The following is a 15,172-nucleotide window of genomic DNA, read 5'->3' as shown; positions in this document are numbered from 1 at the left end:
CGGCATAGGGGAATTATATTGCTGTGAATCAAGAAAAATTACATAAACATTTTCTTTATTCAGAAATCGGCGGATTTACTCGCAAAATCATTTTCAAATGCTGCATATTCGGGTAATGTAAAAGGTGCATCCTATATACAAAGGTGGTGATGATTTGGCCGATTTATCAAAAACAGTAAACCTCCCGTCATCTGAAGATATTTATCTGTTCCATGAAGGCACGAATTATCGCAGCTATACGATGCTTGGCGCGCACATTGCCGTCCAAGAAGGGCAAGCCGGTGTTCGCTTTACCGTGTGGGCTCCTCATGCGGCATATGTAGGACTGGCTGGTGATCATAACAGCTGGGATGGAACATCCGATCTTGATACGTTATATAAGATACCCGATTCAGGATTTTGGAGTCGTTTTTTTCCGGGTATAGAGCCGGGAACTTTTTACAAATACAGGATTATAGGGGCGGATGGGACAAGCTTCCTCAAGGCAGACCCCTACGCCTTCAAGGCAGAAGTACGTCCGGCAACAGCATCCGTCGTGGCGGACCTGGACGGCTACAAATGGGGGGATGCCGCCTGGCGCCGGAAGAGCAAGGGACCTTACCAGGCACCGATGAACATCTATGAGATGCATCTGGGCACCTGGCGGCAGAAGGAGGACGGAGAGCTCTATACTTATAGAGAGATAAGCAGTCTGCTGATTCCTTACCTGAGCGAAATGAGCTATACCCATGTGGAGTTCATGCCGCTCGCGGAGCATCCTTATGATCTGTCCTGGGGCTACCAGGGAACTGGTTATTTTGCAGCTACCAGCCGTTTCGGGGAACCGCAGGATCTAATGTATCTGATCGATCAGCTGCATCAGGCAGGCATCGGGGTCATTCTGGACTGGGTTCCGGCTCATTTCGCGAAGGATGCCCATGGTCTGCGCTTGTTCGACGGTTCGCCGCTGTATGAGTACGCCGATCCGATGCTGGCGGAGAAGCCGGGCTGGGGTACCTTGTCCTTTGACTTCAGCAAGCCGGAAATCTCGTCGTACCTGATCTCTAATGCGCTGTTTTGGTTCGAGAAGTATCATATTGACGGCATGCGTGTGGATGCGGTTACGAGTATGCTGCGGCTTGATTTCGAGAAGGAACACCATCAGTACCGGACGAATGAGCATGGGGGGCTGGAGAATCTGGAAGCCATCCGGTTCATTCAGCAGCTCAACCAGACGATTTTCCAGTATTATCCGAAGGCGCTCATGATGGCGGAAGAATCCAGTGCCTGGCCGGGCGTAACCTCGCCGGTGCATGAAGGGGGCCTGGGCTTCAACTACAAATGGAATATGGGCTGGATGAATGACACCTTGGGCTACATAGAACGTGATTTCGATTCGCGCCCTAATCATCATAATTTGTTGACCTTCCCGATATGCTATGCTTATGCCGAGAACTATACGTTGCCGCTCTCACATGACGAGGTGGTGCACGGCAAGAAGTCGCTGCTGGACAAAATGCCCGGGTCCTATGAGCAGAAATTCGCCGGTCTGCGCCAGCTTCTCGGGTATCAGATGAGCCATCCGGGCAAGAAGCTGCTGTTCATGGGCGGAGAGTTCGGACAATTCATTGAATGGAAGGATCAGGAGCAGCTCGACTGGCTGCTGCTGGATTATGAGAGCCACCAGCGGATGCTGGCCTATACGGCTGCGCTCAATAAGCTATACCTTGCCGAGAAAGCGTTGTGGGAGCTGGATCATGACCTGGAGGGCTACCAGTGGATCGATGCGGATGACAGCGGTCAGAGTATCGTATCCTATATCCGCAGAGGCAAACGTCCGGTGGACACGCTGCTGATTATCATCAACTTCCAGCCGGTAGAGCGCCGTCATTACCGTATCGGCGTGCCGCGTCCGGGCGTATATGAGGAATTATTCAGCTCGGAGACCCTCGAATACGGCGGATCAGGCTTCCATAATGAGCCGCTGAAGAGCACCAAGACCGAGTGGCATAATCAGGTGAATAGTGTGGAGCTGACCCTGCCGCCGCTTGGCTTCCTGGTGCTTAAGAAGACAGGCCGCAAGACCGTTTAAGGGCAGGAAATGTCCGAATAAGCTACTATCCTAAGGGGGAGAATGGAATGAAAGTACTATTTGCCGCGGCGGAAGCCCATCCATTTATCAAAACAGGCGGGCTGGCCGATGTCATCGGCGCCTTGCCGAAGGCCCTCAAAGCAGCCGGAGTCGATGTCCGGGTGATTTTGCCCAAATACAAAGGGATTCCTGAGAAGTATTCCGCACAGATGGAGCATGTCGCTACACTGGAGGTCCCGATTGGCTGGCGCAATCAGTATTGCGGGATCGAAAAGGTCGTGTTTGAAGGGATTCCCGTCTATTTTGTCGACAATGAGTATTACTTCGGCCGTGACGGGATTTATGGCTACATGGATGACGGTGAGCGCTTCGCCTACTTCAACCGGGCGGTGCTGGAATGCCTGCCGGCCATTAGCTTCCAGCCGGATGTGATCCATTGCCATGACTGGCATGCTGCGGTTGTTCCGTTGCTGCTGCAGGCGCATTACCGGCATAATCCGTTCTACAGTGAGATGCGTACGGTATTCACCATACATAATCTCCTTTACCAGGGAGTCTTCCCGTATACGGTGCTGGGTGAGCTGCTAGGTCTGGATGACAGCTATTTCCTTGGCGTCGAGTACTACGGGAACGTGAATTACATGAAAGGCGGGATTGTCTACAGTGATCATGTCACGACGGTCAGCCCGACCTATGCGGATGAGATTCGGACCCCGTACTACGGGTATGGTCTCGATGGCCTCCTGACTGCGCGCTCTGACGCGCTGAGCGGTATTGTTAACGGCATTGATACCAAGAGCTATAATCCGTCCAGTGACAATGCTATCTTCACCAAGTACCGCTCCAACCTGGCCAAAAAAGCCGAGAACAAGCTGGGACTCCAGCAAGAGCTTGGACTGCCGGTGGCACCGTATATTCCTATGGTAGCTATGGTTACGCGTCTGGTGGATTCCAAAGGACTGGATTTATTGACCCGCGTGATGGATGAGCTGCTGTACTACGATGACATTCAGTTCGTGCTGCTCGGGACGGGGGATGAGGCCTACGAACGCTGGTTCCGTGAGGCACAGTGGCGTTATCCGACCAAGCTGTCGTCACAGATTACCTTCAGTGATGCCTTGTCCCGCAAAATCTATGCTGCCAGCGACATGTTCCTGATGCCGTCCAAATTTGAGCCTTGCGGCATCAGCCAGCTTCTGGCGCTGCGTTACGGCAGCATTCCGGTGGTCCGTGAGACAGGCGGGCTGAACGATACCGTGCAGGCATACAAAGAGGAGACCGGAGAAGGCAACGGCTTCACGTTCAAGGACTATAACGCCCATGATATGATGTACACGCTCCGCCGTGCCGTTTCGTTCTACCACAAGCCCGAGCACTGGAAAAAAGTAACCAAAAACGCATTCTCCGGCGACTACAGCTGGAACGTATCCGCTCAGCAGTATATTGATATTTATAACAAGATTACTGTTGATGCTGAGGAATAGAGGCAGTAAGGTTTAGGAAGGAAAGGGGGGTGTCCCATAAGCCATGAAATGGCTGGGACGCCCTTTGTTTTGTAGTGGCATCAACGTGGGCACTTGGGTGGACGCTCCGCGAACGGACCGTTGTTCCAATCGCTGTTTAAGCGGGATACGAAAACACATTTTTCAACAAACAAAAAAAGAAATTGCCTTTTTGGTGAAATGGAGGTACCACCCAACCATTTCAAAAGGAGCGATTTCTTTGTACATTCTATAGTCTATGGACCAACTTTGCTTGCCAATGGACCTCGAAGAAGATATTCTATAACATCACCTCGTTCGTGTCGTAAATGCCGCTGTCCATCGGCTCGACGACGCCATCTTTGACGCGGCCTACCCCGGTGGCGGCCGTGACAGCTACCACCCCAAAATGCTCACCAAAGTCATTAATTACGCGTACACCCAGCGCATCTACTCCTCTCGTCAAATCGCCAAAGCGGTACGAGAGACTATTCCCTTTATATTGCTAGCTGGGCGGCAGGGACCCGATTTCCGCACGCTGAATCGTTTCCGTTCCCAGCGGATGAAGACCGTTCTCGAAACCGTATTTACCGCCGTGCTCCAGTTTCTGGCTGACGAAAAATACATTTTACTGGAGCGGACTTTGTGAAATGTACAGATCGGGACCGAAAACCAGTTTATTTTAGCCTACAGTCTACAGCAAAGACCGACCGACACCCGCTGTTTACAGCCGCACATGGAAAAAGCACGGCAGCTTGGAAAGCGAATGCCGGAAAGGTCGAGAACTGGACGTATGACGAAGCTGAGGATCGCTGGACATATTAAAAAAAATAACAAAAGGCAAAAGGAGCGGAGGGGAAATTTGGAACTGGAGGAGCGGTAGCGACCGCCTTTGTCTGCGGATTTCCACCCGCTAACAGCGGTATGAAAATCAAGAAATCTGCAGACAACAGCGGCCGGAAGTCCAAATGTTCACCGCAGCGACGACCATGCGACGTGTTTAAAGCTTATATGTGCCTTATAGTACGTTTTCCTGAAAATAAAGTCATGTATAAGGATAAGAATGCGGTATTTTCGATTGGAATTCTTTTAGACACACTATCTGGTTCTCAGGATTAAATTCGATTAAGGAGACTCCGTCAAATGCATCGGTCACGGCATCATACTCACACTTAAAGTACCATTCAACCACAGTCATATGGCCTTGATGGATGAATTGCTTGATCGTCCAACTTAACACCGTACCACGCGAATTCCAGTCCTCGAACCACAATAACAGGGTGTCTAATCCCCGATACTGAGGGCCGTAGCTTTCGGTGTAGACGATGTTCGGATCGAAGATGGTGCTCAATATAGAGTTGTCCTTGTTGATCCAAGTATCAAAGTAGTGTCTGATCTGCTGCTCACGTTCAATCATTAGATCCCTCCTCCATAATATGCCGGAACAGAATCCGGTACCCGTACGGCTCCAGCGCCACATTCATCATCCCGCGTTCGGGGACTACCGCTTCACCGGTGAGCGCATCCAGCCAGTCACTGGTCTCCATCGGGTGGCTGAGCGTGCGGGGCTGCGATGAATTGTTCATCCAGACCGTGAAGTGAATCAGCTCATCTGCACGCTCATAGACGATGCACGGGTCATGCTCATAGGCCTGAAGAATCCGGAAGCGGCCTTCACGAAGCGCCTTATTCTCCTTGCGCAGATTAATCATCATCCGGTAAAAGTCATACAGCTCGCGGTCCTGCTTGCCCTGATCCCATTCCATACATTTGCGGCAATCCGGGTCCTCGTAGCCGGTCAGGCCAATCTCATCGCCATAATAAATGCAGGGAGTGCCCATGAAGGTAAACAGGAACACGACCGTCAGCTTCAGCTTCCGTTTGTCTTCACCAAGCACGGTGAGCAGGCGGGGGGTGTCGTGGCTGCCGAGCAGATTGAAGACCACTTCGTTCGTTTGCTGCGGATAACGCATGAGCAGGCCGCCGATCCGGTGGCCGAAGGTGATGCCGTCCATCCCGCCGTTGAAGAATTCCAGCACCGTCCCTGAGAAGGGATAGTTCATCACCGAATCGAACTGGTCGCCGAGCAGCCAGGTTAAGGAGTCGCTCCACACCTCGCCGACAATGTAGGCATCCGGGTTCGCGGCTTTGACCACCTTGCGGAAATCGCGCCAGAAGTGATGGTCCACTTCATTGGCCACATCCAGCCGCCAGCCGTCCACCTTGATCTCCTTGATCCAGTATTCGGCCACCTCCAGCAGATAAGATTTTACTTCATGATTGGCGGTGTTGAATTTCGGCATATTGCTGTAGAAGCCGAACGTGTCATAGGTGGGAATACCGTCCACAATCTCAGCCGGAAAAGAGTTCACATGGAACCAGTCCCGGTAGACTGAATACTCCCCTTTGGCCAGAACATCCTGGAAGGGCGGGAACTGGTCGCTGCAATGGTTAAACACCGCGTCAAGCATGACGCGCAGGCCCCGTCTGTGGCATTCCTCGACGACCTGCTTCAGCAGCTCATTATCGCCGAAATGCGGGTCGACTCTCCGGTAATCCACAATGTCATATTTATGGTTGGAAGGGGAGACGAACAGCGGCGTGAAGTAGAGGGCGTTGACGCCCAGCTCCTGCAGATCATCCAGATGGTCCAGCACGCCCTGAAGGTCGCCGCCGAAGAAATTATTCAGCTCGGGCTTGCCGCCCCAGGGCTGCGTGCCTTCCGGATTAATCAGGGGATTGCCATTCGCGAAACGCTCGGTCATGATCTGGTAGAACACGGCATCCTTTGCCCAGGGAGGAACCCGAAACAAGTCGATCCCGTGGATATAGGGAAATTCGTAGAAGTGATTCGGCGGCGGAGGACACTCAGAGCGAATACCGTTATCAAGCAGATAGACCGTCTCCATACCCTTACTCACGCGAAAAGTATAGCTAAGCCGCTTATATTTGGGCCGGACTGCGGCTTCCCAGTAGTCGAATTTGTCATCGGAGGCGGCCTTCTCCATGATAATGTCATAAGAGGTATGCTGCCAATCATACTTGTCGCCGGTAAGGGCGACTACGTAGTCCACATCATCACGTTTGGTGCGCACACGCAGATGAATCGTTTCAGTATCATAGGCATAGGCCCATTTGTCACGGGGAACATGGTACATCGCTTCAAGCAGCATAGTAGCACCTCCTGTAAGTTGGGTGGAAGCTGTAATGATTCGTGCGGCAATTGGAGATAATCTATAGTAGATAGTATTATATACCACCTTCTTAGGATGTGCATTTTTTTGTCGCCGTAACAGGTTTTTGTCACAAAATTGTCTTTGCATATTCATGCGAAGTGATTTATAATAAATCGGTCAATGGGACGGAATCGTAGAGAGAAACTAAATAGAACAGGGGAGACGGGACAAATGAACAAATGGGGTAAACTTTCTATGGGACTGCTGCTGGCAGCAGGACTCTTGGCCGGATGCGGCTCCAATAACGATAAGAACAATACCGCAGCAAGCGGAAATGGCGGTGCTGCAAGCACGGAGGCGCCGGCCAAGAAGCTGATTATGGGTACAAGCGCAGACTTTCCTCCATATGAATTCCACAAGATGGTTGAAGGTACAGATACGATTGTTGGTTTCGATATCGAGATTGCCAAGGAGATCGCCGCTGATTTGGGCCAGGAGCTGGAGGTTAAGGATCTTCCGTTCGACTCTTTGCTGAATGAGCTGGCAAGCGGCCGGATCGATATGGTGATCTCAGGACTTAGCCCGACACCGGAACGCGCTGAGGCTGTAGGTCTCTCGGACATCTACTACAAGGCGGAGCAGGCTGTCGTAGTGCGTGAAGCCGACAAGGACAAATTCGCTAACATGGACGCACTGAAGGGCGCCAAGATCGGAATTCAGACCGGTTCCATCCAGGAGGATATCGCCAAGGGCATCGAAGGCGCACAGCTGACTTCCCTTAGCAAAATCTCCGAAATCGTCCTGCAGCTGCAGTCGAACCGGGTGGATGCTTCCATCATGGAAGGACCGGTTGCCAAGTCCTTTGTGAAGAACGTCAAGGGCCTCGTGATCACCGATGCCAAGCCGGAGGTTGAAGATGACGGCTATGTCATCGGTGTGAAGAAGGGTAACACCGAGCTGCTCGATCAAGTGAATAAGACACTCGGCCGCCTGAACTCCGAAGGCAAGATTGATGAATTTGTAGCGGCAGCCAGCGAGCTTGCTGAGAGCAAATAACACGCGAACCCGTGTATAACGGTTAGCAGAGATCAAGTATAGACCCGCAGCTGGCTGCGGGATCATGCTCTACAATGCAGAAAATGGCGGTGATCCGCCGTTTTCTATTTTTTTGAGAAGAGGAGGGTTTGAGGGCAATGAATGTATTCGATATGGCTTATGAGTACCGCAATTTATTCTTATCCGGTCTGAAGTACACACTGTTGCTGGCGGTGTTGGGGGTATTCTTCGGTTTCGTACTTGGCATCCTGGTTTCGCTCCTGCGGATGTCCAAATGGAGAATTCTGCGCTTTATCGCTACCGCATGGGTGGAATTCTTACGCGGGACGCCGATGCTGGTGCAATTGTTTCTGATTCACTACGGGTTGACGGAGCTTGGACTTGAGTTTACGCCTATTCAATCCGGTGCGATTACATTAACCATCAACAGTTCTGCTTATCTGGCGGAGATTTTCCGCGCAGGCATTCAGGGTGTGGACCGTGGTCAGGTTGAAGCGGCGCGTTCACTCGGCATGAAGCAGGGGATGACGCTACGCTACATTGTGCTGCCACAGGCGATTAAGAACGTGCTGCCGGCCATCGGTAACGAATTTATTACCATCATCAAAGAATCTTCAATCGTGTCTATGATCGGGGTTGCAGACCTGTTCTTTCAGGCTAAGACCATTACAACGATTACGTATGAGGGTCTAACTCCCTATGTTATCATTGCAATCATGTATTTCGTACTGACATTCACACTATCCAAGCTGCTGGGTATATTGGAACGGAGGCTGAACACGGATGATCGAGGTTAAGAACCTGCGGAAGAGCTTTGGGAAGCTGGAGATCCTGAAGGGCATTGATCTGAATATTCACAAGGGCGAGGTCGTTGTCGTCATCGGCCCCAGCGGATCGGGCAAAAGCACCTTTTTACGCTGTCTGAACCTGCTGGAGCAGCCTACAGGCGGCGAGATCAGCTTCGAGGGTCAATCCATTACCGCAAAGCGGCATGACATCAACGTGACCCGCGAGAAAATGGGCATGGTGTTCCAGCAATTCAACCTGTTCCCGCATAAATCCGTGCTGCAGAACATTATGCTCGCCCCGCTCAAGGTGAAGAAGCAGCAGGCTGCTGAGGCGGAGAAGTTCGCGATGGAGCTGCTGCGTACTGTAGGCCTTGAAGATAAACGCAATGCTTATCCGGCCCAGCTCTCCGGCGGACAGAAGCAGCGGATTGCGATTGCCCGGGCGCTGGCTATGCAGCCGCATGTCATGCTGTTCGACGAGCCGACCTCGGCGCTGGACCCGGAGATGGTCGGTGAAGTGCTGGAGGTTATGAAGCAGCTGGCCGTGAATGGCATGACCATGGTGATTGTAACGCACGAGATGGGCTTCGCCCGTGAAGTGGGGGACCGTATCCTATTCATGGACGGCGGAGTGATTGTGGAGCAGGGGACACCGGCAGAGGTGTTCGGCAAGCCCAAGCATGCCCGCACGCGCGATTTTCTCAGCAAAGTATTATAGAAGGCTGGCTAATAACCCCATCATATGGGGTTATTTTATTTTGGCGGAGTGCACAATGGGTGATATAGTATACAAATGATCAATCTACATGAAAAGGAGTACATACAGATGAGAGATGATCTTTGCCGGATCGGCATTATTGATATTGGTTCCAACTCCATACGACTTGTAATTTATGATACAACACAGGCAGGCGGCTACAAAATCATCAAGGAATGTAAGTACTCTGCCCGATTGAGCGAGAAGATTACGAAGGAAGGCAGGCTGGAGAAGAAGGATATGAATACGATCATACCTGTTCTTCAGCAATTTAAGGAGATTTGTGAAGATTTTGAGGTGGATAAAATCCGCGCAGGCGCCACCGCCGCCATCCGTAATGCAGCGAACTCAGCGGAGATCATCAGCTATCTGTCGGAGGCTTCATCCATCCAGATTGAAGTGGTCAGCGGATATCAGGAGGCGTATTTCGGCTTCCTTGGGGTGATCAATGCTTTTGACGTTCAGGATGGCTTCGTGATTGATATTGGAGGGGGCAGTACCGAGGTCACCTTATTCCGCGGACGGCGTTATCAGCAGAGCATCTCCTTCCCGTTCGGTGCGGTCAATACGAATCAGATGTTCAGCCAGGGCGGCAACTGGAATGCGGAGCAGATCCGCAAGCTGCAATTATATGTAACCGGCAGGCTGGTAGAGCATGACTGGCTTACGACGGGCACAGGGCTTCCGCTGTACGGGTTGGGGGGAACACTGCGGTCAATGGCTAAGCTGGATCAGAGGAACCGGGATTATTCGCTGCCTAATTCCCATGGCTATGTCCTGGAGAATGAGGCGATCGAACGGTTCATGGAGGTTTTGCCCGCCACTCCGTTTGAGAAGCGCAAGGACCTGGACGGGCTGTCCAAAAGCCGGGCGGATATCATCGTGTCCGGGCTGATTATTTTCCATACCGTCTATCATTACATTGGGGCCAGCCGGGCACTGATCAGCGGAGAAGGCCTGCGTGAAGGCATGCTGCATGATCTGCTGGAGCCGGAGCAGCCGGTGCGTGACAGCGCGCTGGAATACAGCCTGGACACCATTATCCGCTTTGATATCCGCACCTCGAAGCGTCACCTGGATCATATCAACAAGCTGGCGCTGAGCCTGCTGGGAGCCTTTGAGCGGGAAGGGGACCGGGCGGAGCATGAGATGCTGGTCTATGTAGCGATTATGCTGCACCGGACAGGCTCTAACATTAACTACTATCAATCCAAGCGGCACACGCATTACTGGCTCATGAATTCACCCATCCGCGGACTGACCCACCGCCAGCTGATTCTTAGCGCGTACATTGCTTCCTACAGCACAAAAAGCCGGAAGCAGAAATTGTCCCTGATACATAAGGACATTTTGCTGCCTTCCGACGAGGAATGGATTCATAAGCTGGGTACATTAGTGCAGTTAAGTATCGCGCTGGACAGCACCGAGATCGGCATTGTCAGCGGGCTGAAGTCCCGTCTGCATAATCATACGCTGGATCTGGAGCTTCAGGGCGGACAGGTGCTTATCGGCCTGGAGGACATTGAGAATGCGCTCAAAGCCTTCAGGAATGCTTGGTCGGTGAAGGTAAAGCTCGGCTTCCCTTCCAGCGGGTAACATCCATAGCGGCGAACTGGCTCCGGAGCGGGGCCTTTTTGTCGTCGATCCGTTCATAATATCCGTTCGGCTGAAGGAAGCTGGATTTGACATTATCCATCAGCGACAGATCCAGAATCTTGACAATCTGATCGCGGATACCGCTATCCTTCACCGGACACATCAGCTCGATCCGCCGGGTCAGGTTACGAGTCATCCAGTCAGCACTGGACAGGTAGACCTCGGGATCGCCGCCGTTCTCGAAGTAATAGATGCGTGAATGCTCCAGGAAGCGGTCCACAATGCTGCGCACCGTAATGCGTTCACTGAGGCCTTCAATTCCCGGACGCAGGCAGCAGACTCCCCGGACGATCAGGTCGATGGATACTCCTGCCTGAGCCGCGCTGTAGAGATAATCTATAACCTCCTGGTTCGACAGGGAGTTCATCTTGGCGATAATCCGTGCAGGCCGGCCTGCGGCGGCATGATCAGCTTCGCGCAGAATCAGCTTCTGCAGCGACAGACTCATATTGGTCGGTGCAACGATGAAGGAGTTCCAGTTGTAGTTGGCGGAGTAGCCCGTCATCTGATTGAACAGCTCTGAGGCATCCAGCCCGATCTCATGATTAGCGGTGAACAGGCTGAGGTCAGTATAGGCTTTGGCCGTGCTGTCATTATAATTGCCTGTTCCCACATGAACATACCGGCGCAGCTCAGAGCCTTCCTGGCGGACGATCAGCGTTACCTTGGCATGGGTTTTGAGACCGACCAAGCCGTAGACGACATGGCAGCCGGATTGCTCCAGCTTACGCGCCCAGGCGATGTTACGTTCCTCGTCGAAGCGGGCCTTCAGCTCCACGACCACCGTAACCTGCTTGCCGGATTCGGCAGCATTGGCGAGGGCCGCAATGAGCGGAGACTTCCCGCTGACCCGGTATAGCGTCATCTTAATGGCCATTACCTGCTCATCCTCGGAGGCCTGGATAATGAAATCCGCCATGGCATCGAAGGATTCATAAGGATGATAGACCAGCACATCGCGTTCACTGAGCACCTCGAAGAAATCTTCATTCTCCTCGAATTCCGCCGGATACAGCGGCTCGACAGGTGGATAATTCAGATAGGAGAAGCCCTTCAGGCTGCTGGCGAAGCTGCGCAGGAAGCCGAGATCGAGCGGGCCTTCAATCTCAAACATGAAGTCCTCCAGCTCGAATTCAGCCTGAAGCTGCTCCAGCGCATAGGGATGAATGCCTTTCTGCACTTCCAGACGGGCAGGGATGCCGCGGCGGCGTTTGCGGAGCTCCTTCTCAATCTCCTCCAGCAGATCCTCCGCGCCTTCTTCATCAATCGTCAGGTCGGAGTTGCGGGTCAGGCGGAATTCATTGACGGCTACAGGATCATAACCGCTGAATAAGGTCTGAATATGATGGCGGATCACATCTTCAATGAAGACGAATTGCCGTTTCTTGCTGTTAGAGCGGTGCGGCAAGGGAATGCAGCGCGGCAGATTGGACGGTATTTGCAGAATAGCGAAATACGGATCTTCCTCCTGGCTGTTCTTGCGTGTCAGCACCACTGCAAGATAGATGAACTGGCTGTGAACCAGCGGAAACGGACGGCTCTGGTCTACTGCCATCGGGGTCAGCACAGGGAAAATAATATCACGGTAGTATTCCTCTATTGACAGCTCCTGGGCAGGCGTTAAGTCCTCATAATCAACGAAAACAATGCCCTCTTTATGAAGACTGCGTGAAATATCCTTGAATGCGCGGTATTGGTCGGCGACAATTTTGCTGACCCGTTTGCTGAGGCGTTTGTAGAGACCGGAGGGGGTGTAGCCGGTGAAATCTTTTTTGGTATACCCCGCCCGGATCTGATCCTGGATGCCCGCTACCCGCACACTGATGAACTCATCCAGGTTACTGGACACAATGGCCAGGAATTTAGCCCGCTCAATCAGCGGATTCTCCGGGTCCTGTGCCTCGCTGAGCACCCGGCGGTTGAATTCGATCCAGCTTAAGTCACGGTTAAGATAGGCTGTTGCAGGACTAATGGTGTTGATTTTTTTCTCATCTGTATTCACGTTCATGGACCCTCCAAGGTTGCTTCATGTCTACTTAAGATAATCGTATTCTTTCATTCTACTATTTGCTTAAGCGAGAAATGTTAAAACTGTGTAAAATTTTTGCGAATATTCAGGAAACATGGCATATTTCTGCTGAAGCCCTTCATAATGATTAAGAATATGTAATAATTACATCCCTGATAACGCTGTATTAGGGATAATTATTTCCAATTGCCACAAAAACATAGCCAATGGTTACAAAGTTGTGATATATTCATTACTGTTAGTTTACAAACGGGCATCACCAATGAAGGAGGCTATTCATGAAATTCAAGATCAGAGCCATCACCGCCCTGGCGGCTGTACTGGGACTCGGCACCTTGCTTCACGCAGCTCCCGCTCAAGCCGACAGCGTACATATTGCTGGAGAGGCTACTACCTATTATACGCTATCCAATCATTATGGCATAAGCGTTGAAGAGCTTATGAATGCAAATCCGCAGATTTCTGCGCTTAATATCTATCCCGGGCTGAAGTTCACCGTTCCTGGCAATGTTCAAGCCAAGACTGTCGCAGTAGCCAATACTACGGCAGCAGCGGTTGAAGCTGTAGAGGCTGCAGAAGCTCCAGCTCTAAATGTACAGCAGGCAACCAACACCGTTCAAGCCTGGGGCAAAGAATTCAATTATGCCAAAGTGCTGCAGGTCAAGGCTTCCGCGTATTCCTCCGCAGCCAGCGAGAATGGCAAGTGGGGCGCGGTCGATTATTTCGGCAATACGCTTAAGCTGGGGACGATCGCCGTTGATCCTAGCGTGATTCCGCTGGGCACGAAGGTACTCGTAACCGGCTATACCCATCCGGGCCTGCCGAAGGAAGCCTTCGTGGCTACCGCAACTGATAAGGGGAGTGCAATCAAGGGCAACCGGATTGATATCTTCATTCCGGGCAGCCAGAGCTTTGTGGCCGATTTTGGTTATCAGTATGTACATCTATATATTATTGAATAAACCGATAATGATAAGTTGCACCACTGCAAGCGTAACAGGTATTAATGAAAAGGAAACAAGACCAGGCTGCTTCCGCCGGTTTTGTTTCCTTTTTTTGTAGAATGACCCTGCTAACCAAGCGATTATTTGCTCTTGCTGACCTGGAGCATCTGGGGAACCGTCACGAAGCTGTACCCGCGCTTACGCAGACTCCCGATGATCTCGGGAAGCGCCTGCAGCGTACCCTGCAGGTTACTGCCCCTGCCGCCGCCCCCGTGCTGAAGGATGATGGCCCCTCTGCCGGCCCGGGAGAGGATGTTATGCTTGACCTGATTTTTGGACAGTCCTCTCCAGTCGAGCGAGTCGACGTTCCAGTTCACCAGCTTATAGCCATGCGATTTCGCCCACTTCAGCTGCGGCTCGTTGATGTCGCCATACGGCGGACGAATCAGCTTCGGCTTGTAGCCGGCAAGCAGCTGCAGAATATTCTCCGTCCGGATAATCTGGATGCGGAAGGCATTCATACTCAGCTTGCTGAACTGGGGGTGATTATAGGAGTGGTTGCCGATGGCATGGCCTTCGCGGATCATCCGCGCCACCAGGGCAGGGTGCTTCTCCGCACGGCTGCCGACCACGAAGAAGGTGGCTTTGACTTTATATTTGCGCAACACATCCAGGAGCTGCGGTGTGAATCGCGGATCAGGCACATCATCGAAGGTGAGAGCGATCATTTTACGGCGGGGACCCTGCGTCTTGAGGGTCTCCGGGTATTTGCGCAGCAATTGGCTGAGGGAGAGGCCTTTGTTCTTTTTATGGCGCCTTACTGAAGACTGGGAGGCTGCTGATCCGGCAGGCACCGCCGTTTCCTCTTCAATAGAAGCTTGTGTCAGGGAAGGTGTCAGGATCTCTTGTGCGGGCACTGGCATTGGCGCAGGCGCTCCTGCTGGTGCAGCGGAGGCTGACACAAGCTCTGCAGCCGGTGAAGTGACGGGCAGACCCAGGACAATAACGGATATAAGCAGCACAATGCGGCGGAATGTTGCCAGTTTCATCGGAACGATGCCTCCTCCAACCACGGGTCCGGTTATTTTAGAATATAAGGATTGTTATTTCCAAGCAGCCGTGAATTTATGCCGTACAGGCAGCAGAGCATTCAAAGATTTATCACATCCACAAATCGTTGTATACTGAAATAGATGTTAGATACGGGAAGGATG

11 protein-coding genes and 1 pseudogene are annotated in these 15,172 nt (G+C 52.1%); 8 read left to right on the top strand and 4 right to left on the bottom strand.

Going from position 1 to position 15,172, the window contains the following annotated elements; translation table 11 throughout:
- The first annotated feature begins 154 nt into the window (after positions 1-154).
- The 3 genes and pseudogenes from glgB to ACFSX3_RS33325 all read left to right on the top strand — a co-directional run.
- A complete protein-coding gene (glgB, locus tag ACFSX3_RS24340) occupies positions 155-2,071 on the top strand; it encodes a 1,4-alpha-glucan branching protein GlgB (protein ID WP_209989814.1) in 1,917 nt (638 codons plus the stop codon).
- A 47-nt stretch (positions 2,072-2,118) separates the two neighbouring features.
- Entirely contained in the window at positions 2,119-3,555 is a 1,437-nt protein-coding gene (gene glgA / locus ACFSX3_RS24335) for a glycogen synthase GlgA (RefSeq protein WP_209989817.1), read from the top strand.
- Positions 3,556-3,811: 256 nt separating this feature from the next.
- A pseudogene (locus ACFSX3_RS33325) lies at positions 3,812-4,189 on the top strand (transposase); the annotation flags it as partial.
- 408 nt (positions 4,190-4,597) lie between these two features.
- Here the strand turns inward: ACFSX3_RS33325 and ACFSX3_RS24320 are convergent.
- Together ACFSX3_RS24320 and ACFSX3_RS24315 are read right to left on the bottom strand one after the other, a co-directional pair.
- On the bottom strand, positions 4,598-4,969 hold the full coding sequence (locus ACFSX3_RS24320; protein WP_209989819.1) for a nuclear transport factor 2 family protein: 372 nt from the start codon (positions 4,967-4,969) through the stop codon (positions 4,598-4,600).
- Positions 4,962-6,725: an alpha-glycosidase gene (locus tag ACFSX3_RS24315; protein ID WP_209989821.1), complete on the bottom strand. Its 1,764-nt coding sequence runs from the start codon at positions 6,723-6,725 to the stop codon at positions 4,962-4,964. Before ACFSX3_RS24315 ends, ACFSX3_RS24320 begins: the two co-directional genes overlap by 8 nt.
- Positions 6,726-6,959: 234 nt before the next feature.
- Here ACFSX3_RS24315 and ACFSX3_RS24310 point away from each other — a divergent pair, with 234 nt between their 5' ends.
- The 4 genes from ACFSX3_RS24310 to ACFSX3_RS24295 all read left to right on the top strand — a co-directional run bounded on the left by ACFSX3_RS24310 (position 6,960) and on the right by ACFSX3_RS24295 (position 10,925).
- The gene (locus ACFSX3_RS24310; protein ID WP_209989823.1) at positions 6,960-7,784 is read left to right on the top strand and encodes a transporter substrate-binding domain-containing protein; all 825 of its coding nucleotides are present in this window, start codon (positions 6,960-6,962) and stop codon (positions 7,782-7,784) included.
- 137 nt (positions 7,785-7,921) lie between these two features.
- Positions 7,922-8,581 carry an amino acid ABC transporter permease gene (locus tag ACFSX3_RS24305; RefSeq protein ID WP_209989825.1) on the top strand — a complete coding sequence of 220 codons (660 nt, stop codon included), beginning with the start codon at positions 7,922-7,924 and terminating at the stop codon, positions 8,579-8,581.
- Positions 8,568-9,290: an amino acid ABC transporter ATP-binding protein gene (locus ACFSX3_RS24300; protein ID WP_209989828.1), complete on the top strand. Its 723-nt coding sequence runs from the start codon at positions 8,568-8,570 to the stop codon at positions 9,288-9,290. The genes ACFSX3_RS24305 and ACFSX3_RS24300 overlap by 14 nt, the downstream gene beginning before the upstream one ends.
- A 108-nt stretch (positions 9,291-9,398) precedes the next feature.
- Positions 9,399-10,925 (top strand): Ppx/GppA phosphatase family protein, encoded by a 1,527-nt coding sequence (locus tag ACFSX3_RS24295; protein WP_209989830.1) that lies wholly within the window; start codon positions 9,399-9,401, stop codon positions 10,923-10,925.
- Here ACFSX3_RS24295 and ppk1 read toward each other — a convergent pair.
- On the bottom strand, positions 10,873-12,993 hold the full coding sequence (gene ppk1 / locus ACFSX3_RS24290; RefSeq protein ID WP_209989833.1) for a polyphosphate kinase 1: 2,121 nt from the start codon (positions 12,991-12,993) through the stop codon (positions 10,873-10,875). The genes ACFSX3_RS24295 and ppk1 overlap by 53 nt on opposite strands.
- Before the next feature lie 299 nt (positions 12,994-13,292).
- Between ppk1 and ACFSX3_RS24285 the strand changes: the two genes are divergently transcribed.
- Positions 13,293-13,976: a 3D domain-containing protein gene (locus ACFSX3_RS24285; RefSeq protein ID WP_209989836.1), complete on the top strand. Its 684-nt coding sequence runs from the start codon at positions 13,293-13,295 to the stop codon at positions 13,974-13,976.
- 122 nt (positions 13,977-14,098) lie between these two features.
- Here the strand turns inward: ACFSX3_RS24285 and ACFSX3_RS24280 are convergent, their stop codons facing one another.
- A complete protein-coding gene (locus ACFSX3_RS24280; protein WP_209989837.1) occupies positions 14,099-15,007 on the bottom strand; it encodes a polysaccharide deacetylase family protein in 909 nt (302 codons plus the stop codon).
- Between the last annotated feature and the right edge of the window lie 165 nt (positions 15,008-15,172).

The sequence above is a fragment of the Paenibacillus rhizoplanae genome (assembly GCF_042684125.1).
Lineage (GTDB): Bacteria > Bacillota > Bacilli > Paenibacillales > Paenibacillaceae > Paenibacillus_AQ > Paenibacillus_AQ rhizoplanae.
Note: the sequence above shows the minus strand (reverse complement) of the source record. Positions and strands in the feature narration are given on the sequence as shown.

Bases quoted from the DNA above. Each gene is read 5' to 3' on its own strand.
- glgA (WP_209989817.1), top strand. From the start codon at position 2,119: ATGAAAGTACTATTTGCCGCGGCGGAAGCCCATCCATTTATCAAAACA.
- ACFSX3_RS24320 (WP_209989819.1), bottom strand. From the start codon at position 4,969: ATGATTGAACGTGAGCAGCAGATCAGACACTACTTTGATACTTGGATC.
- ACFSX3_RS24315 (WP_209989821.1), bottom strand. From the start codon at position 6,725: ATGCTGCTTGAAGCGATGTACCATGTTCCCCGTGACAAATGGGCCTAT.
- ACFSX3_RS24310 (WP_209989823.1), top strand. From the start codon at position 6,960: ATGAACAAATGGGGTAAACTTTCTATGGGACTGCTGCTGGCAGCAGGA.
- ACFSX3_RS24305 (WP_209989825.1), top strand. From the start codon at position 7,922: ATGAATGTATTCGATATGGCTTATGAGTACCGCAATTTATTCTTATCC.
- ACFSX3_RS24300 (WP_209989828.1), top strand. From the start codon at position 8,568: ATGATCGAGGTTAAGAACCTGCGGAAGAGCTTTGGGAAGCTGGAGATC.
- ACFSX3_RS24295 (WP_209989830.1), top strand. From the start codon at position 9,399: ATGAGAGATGATCTTTGCCGGATCGGCATTATTGATATTGGTTCCAAC.
- ppk1 (WP_209989833.1), bottom strand. From the start codon at position 12,993: ATGAACGTGAATACAGATGAGAAAAAAATCAACACCATTAGTCCTGCA.
- ACFSX3_RS24285 (WP_209989836.1), top strand. From the start codon at position 13,293: ATGAAATTCAAGATCAGAGCCATCACCGCCCTGGCGGCTGTACTGGGA.
- ACFSX3_RS24280 (WP_209989837.1), bottom strand. From the start codon at position 15,007: ATGAAACTGGCAACATTCCGCCGCATTGTGCTGCTTATATCCGTTATT.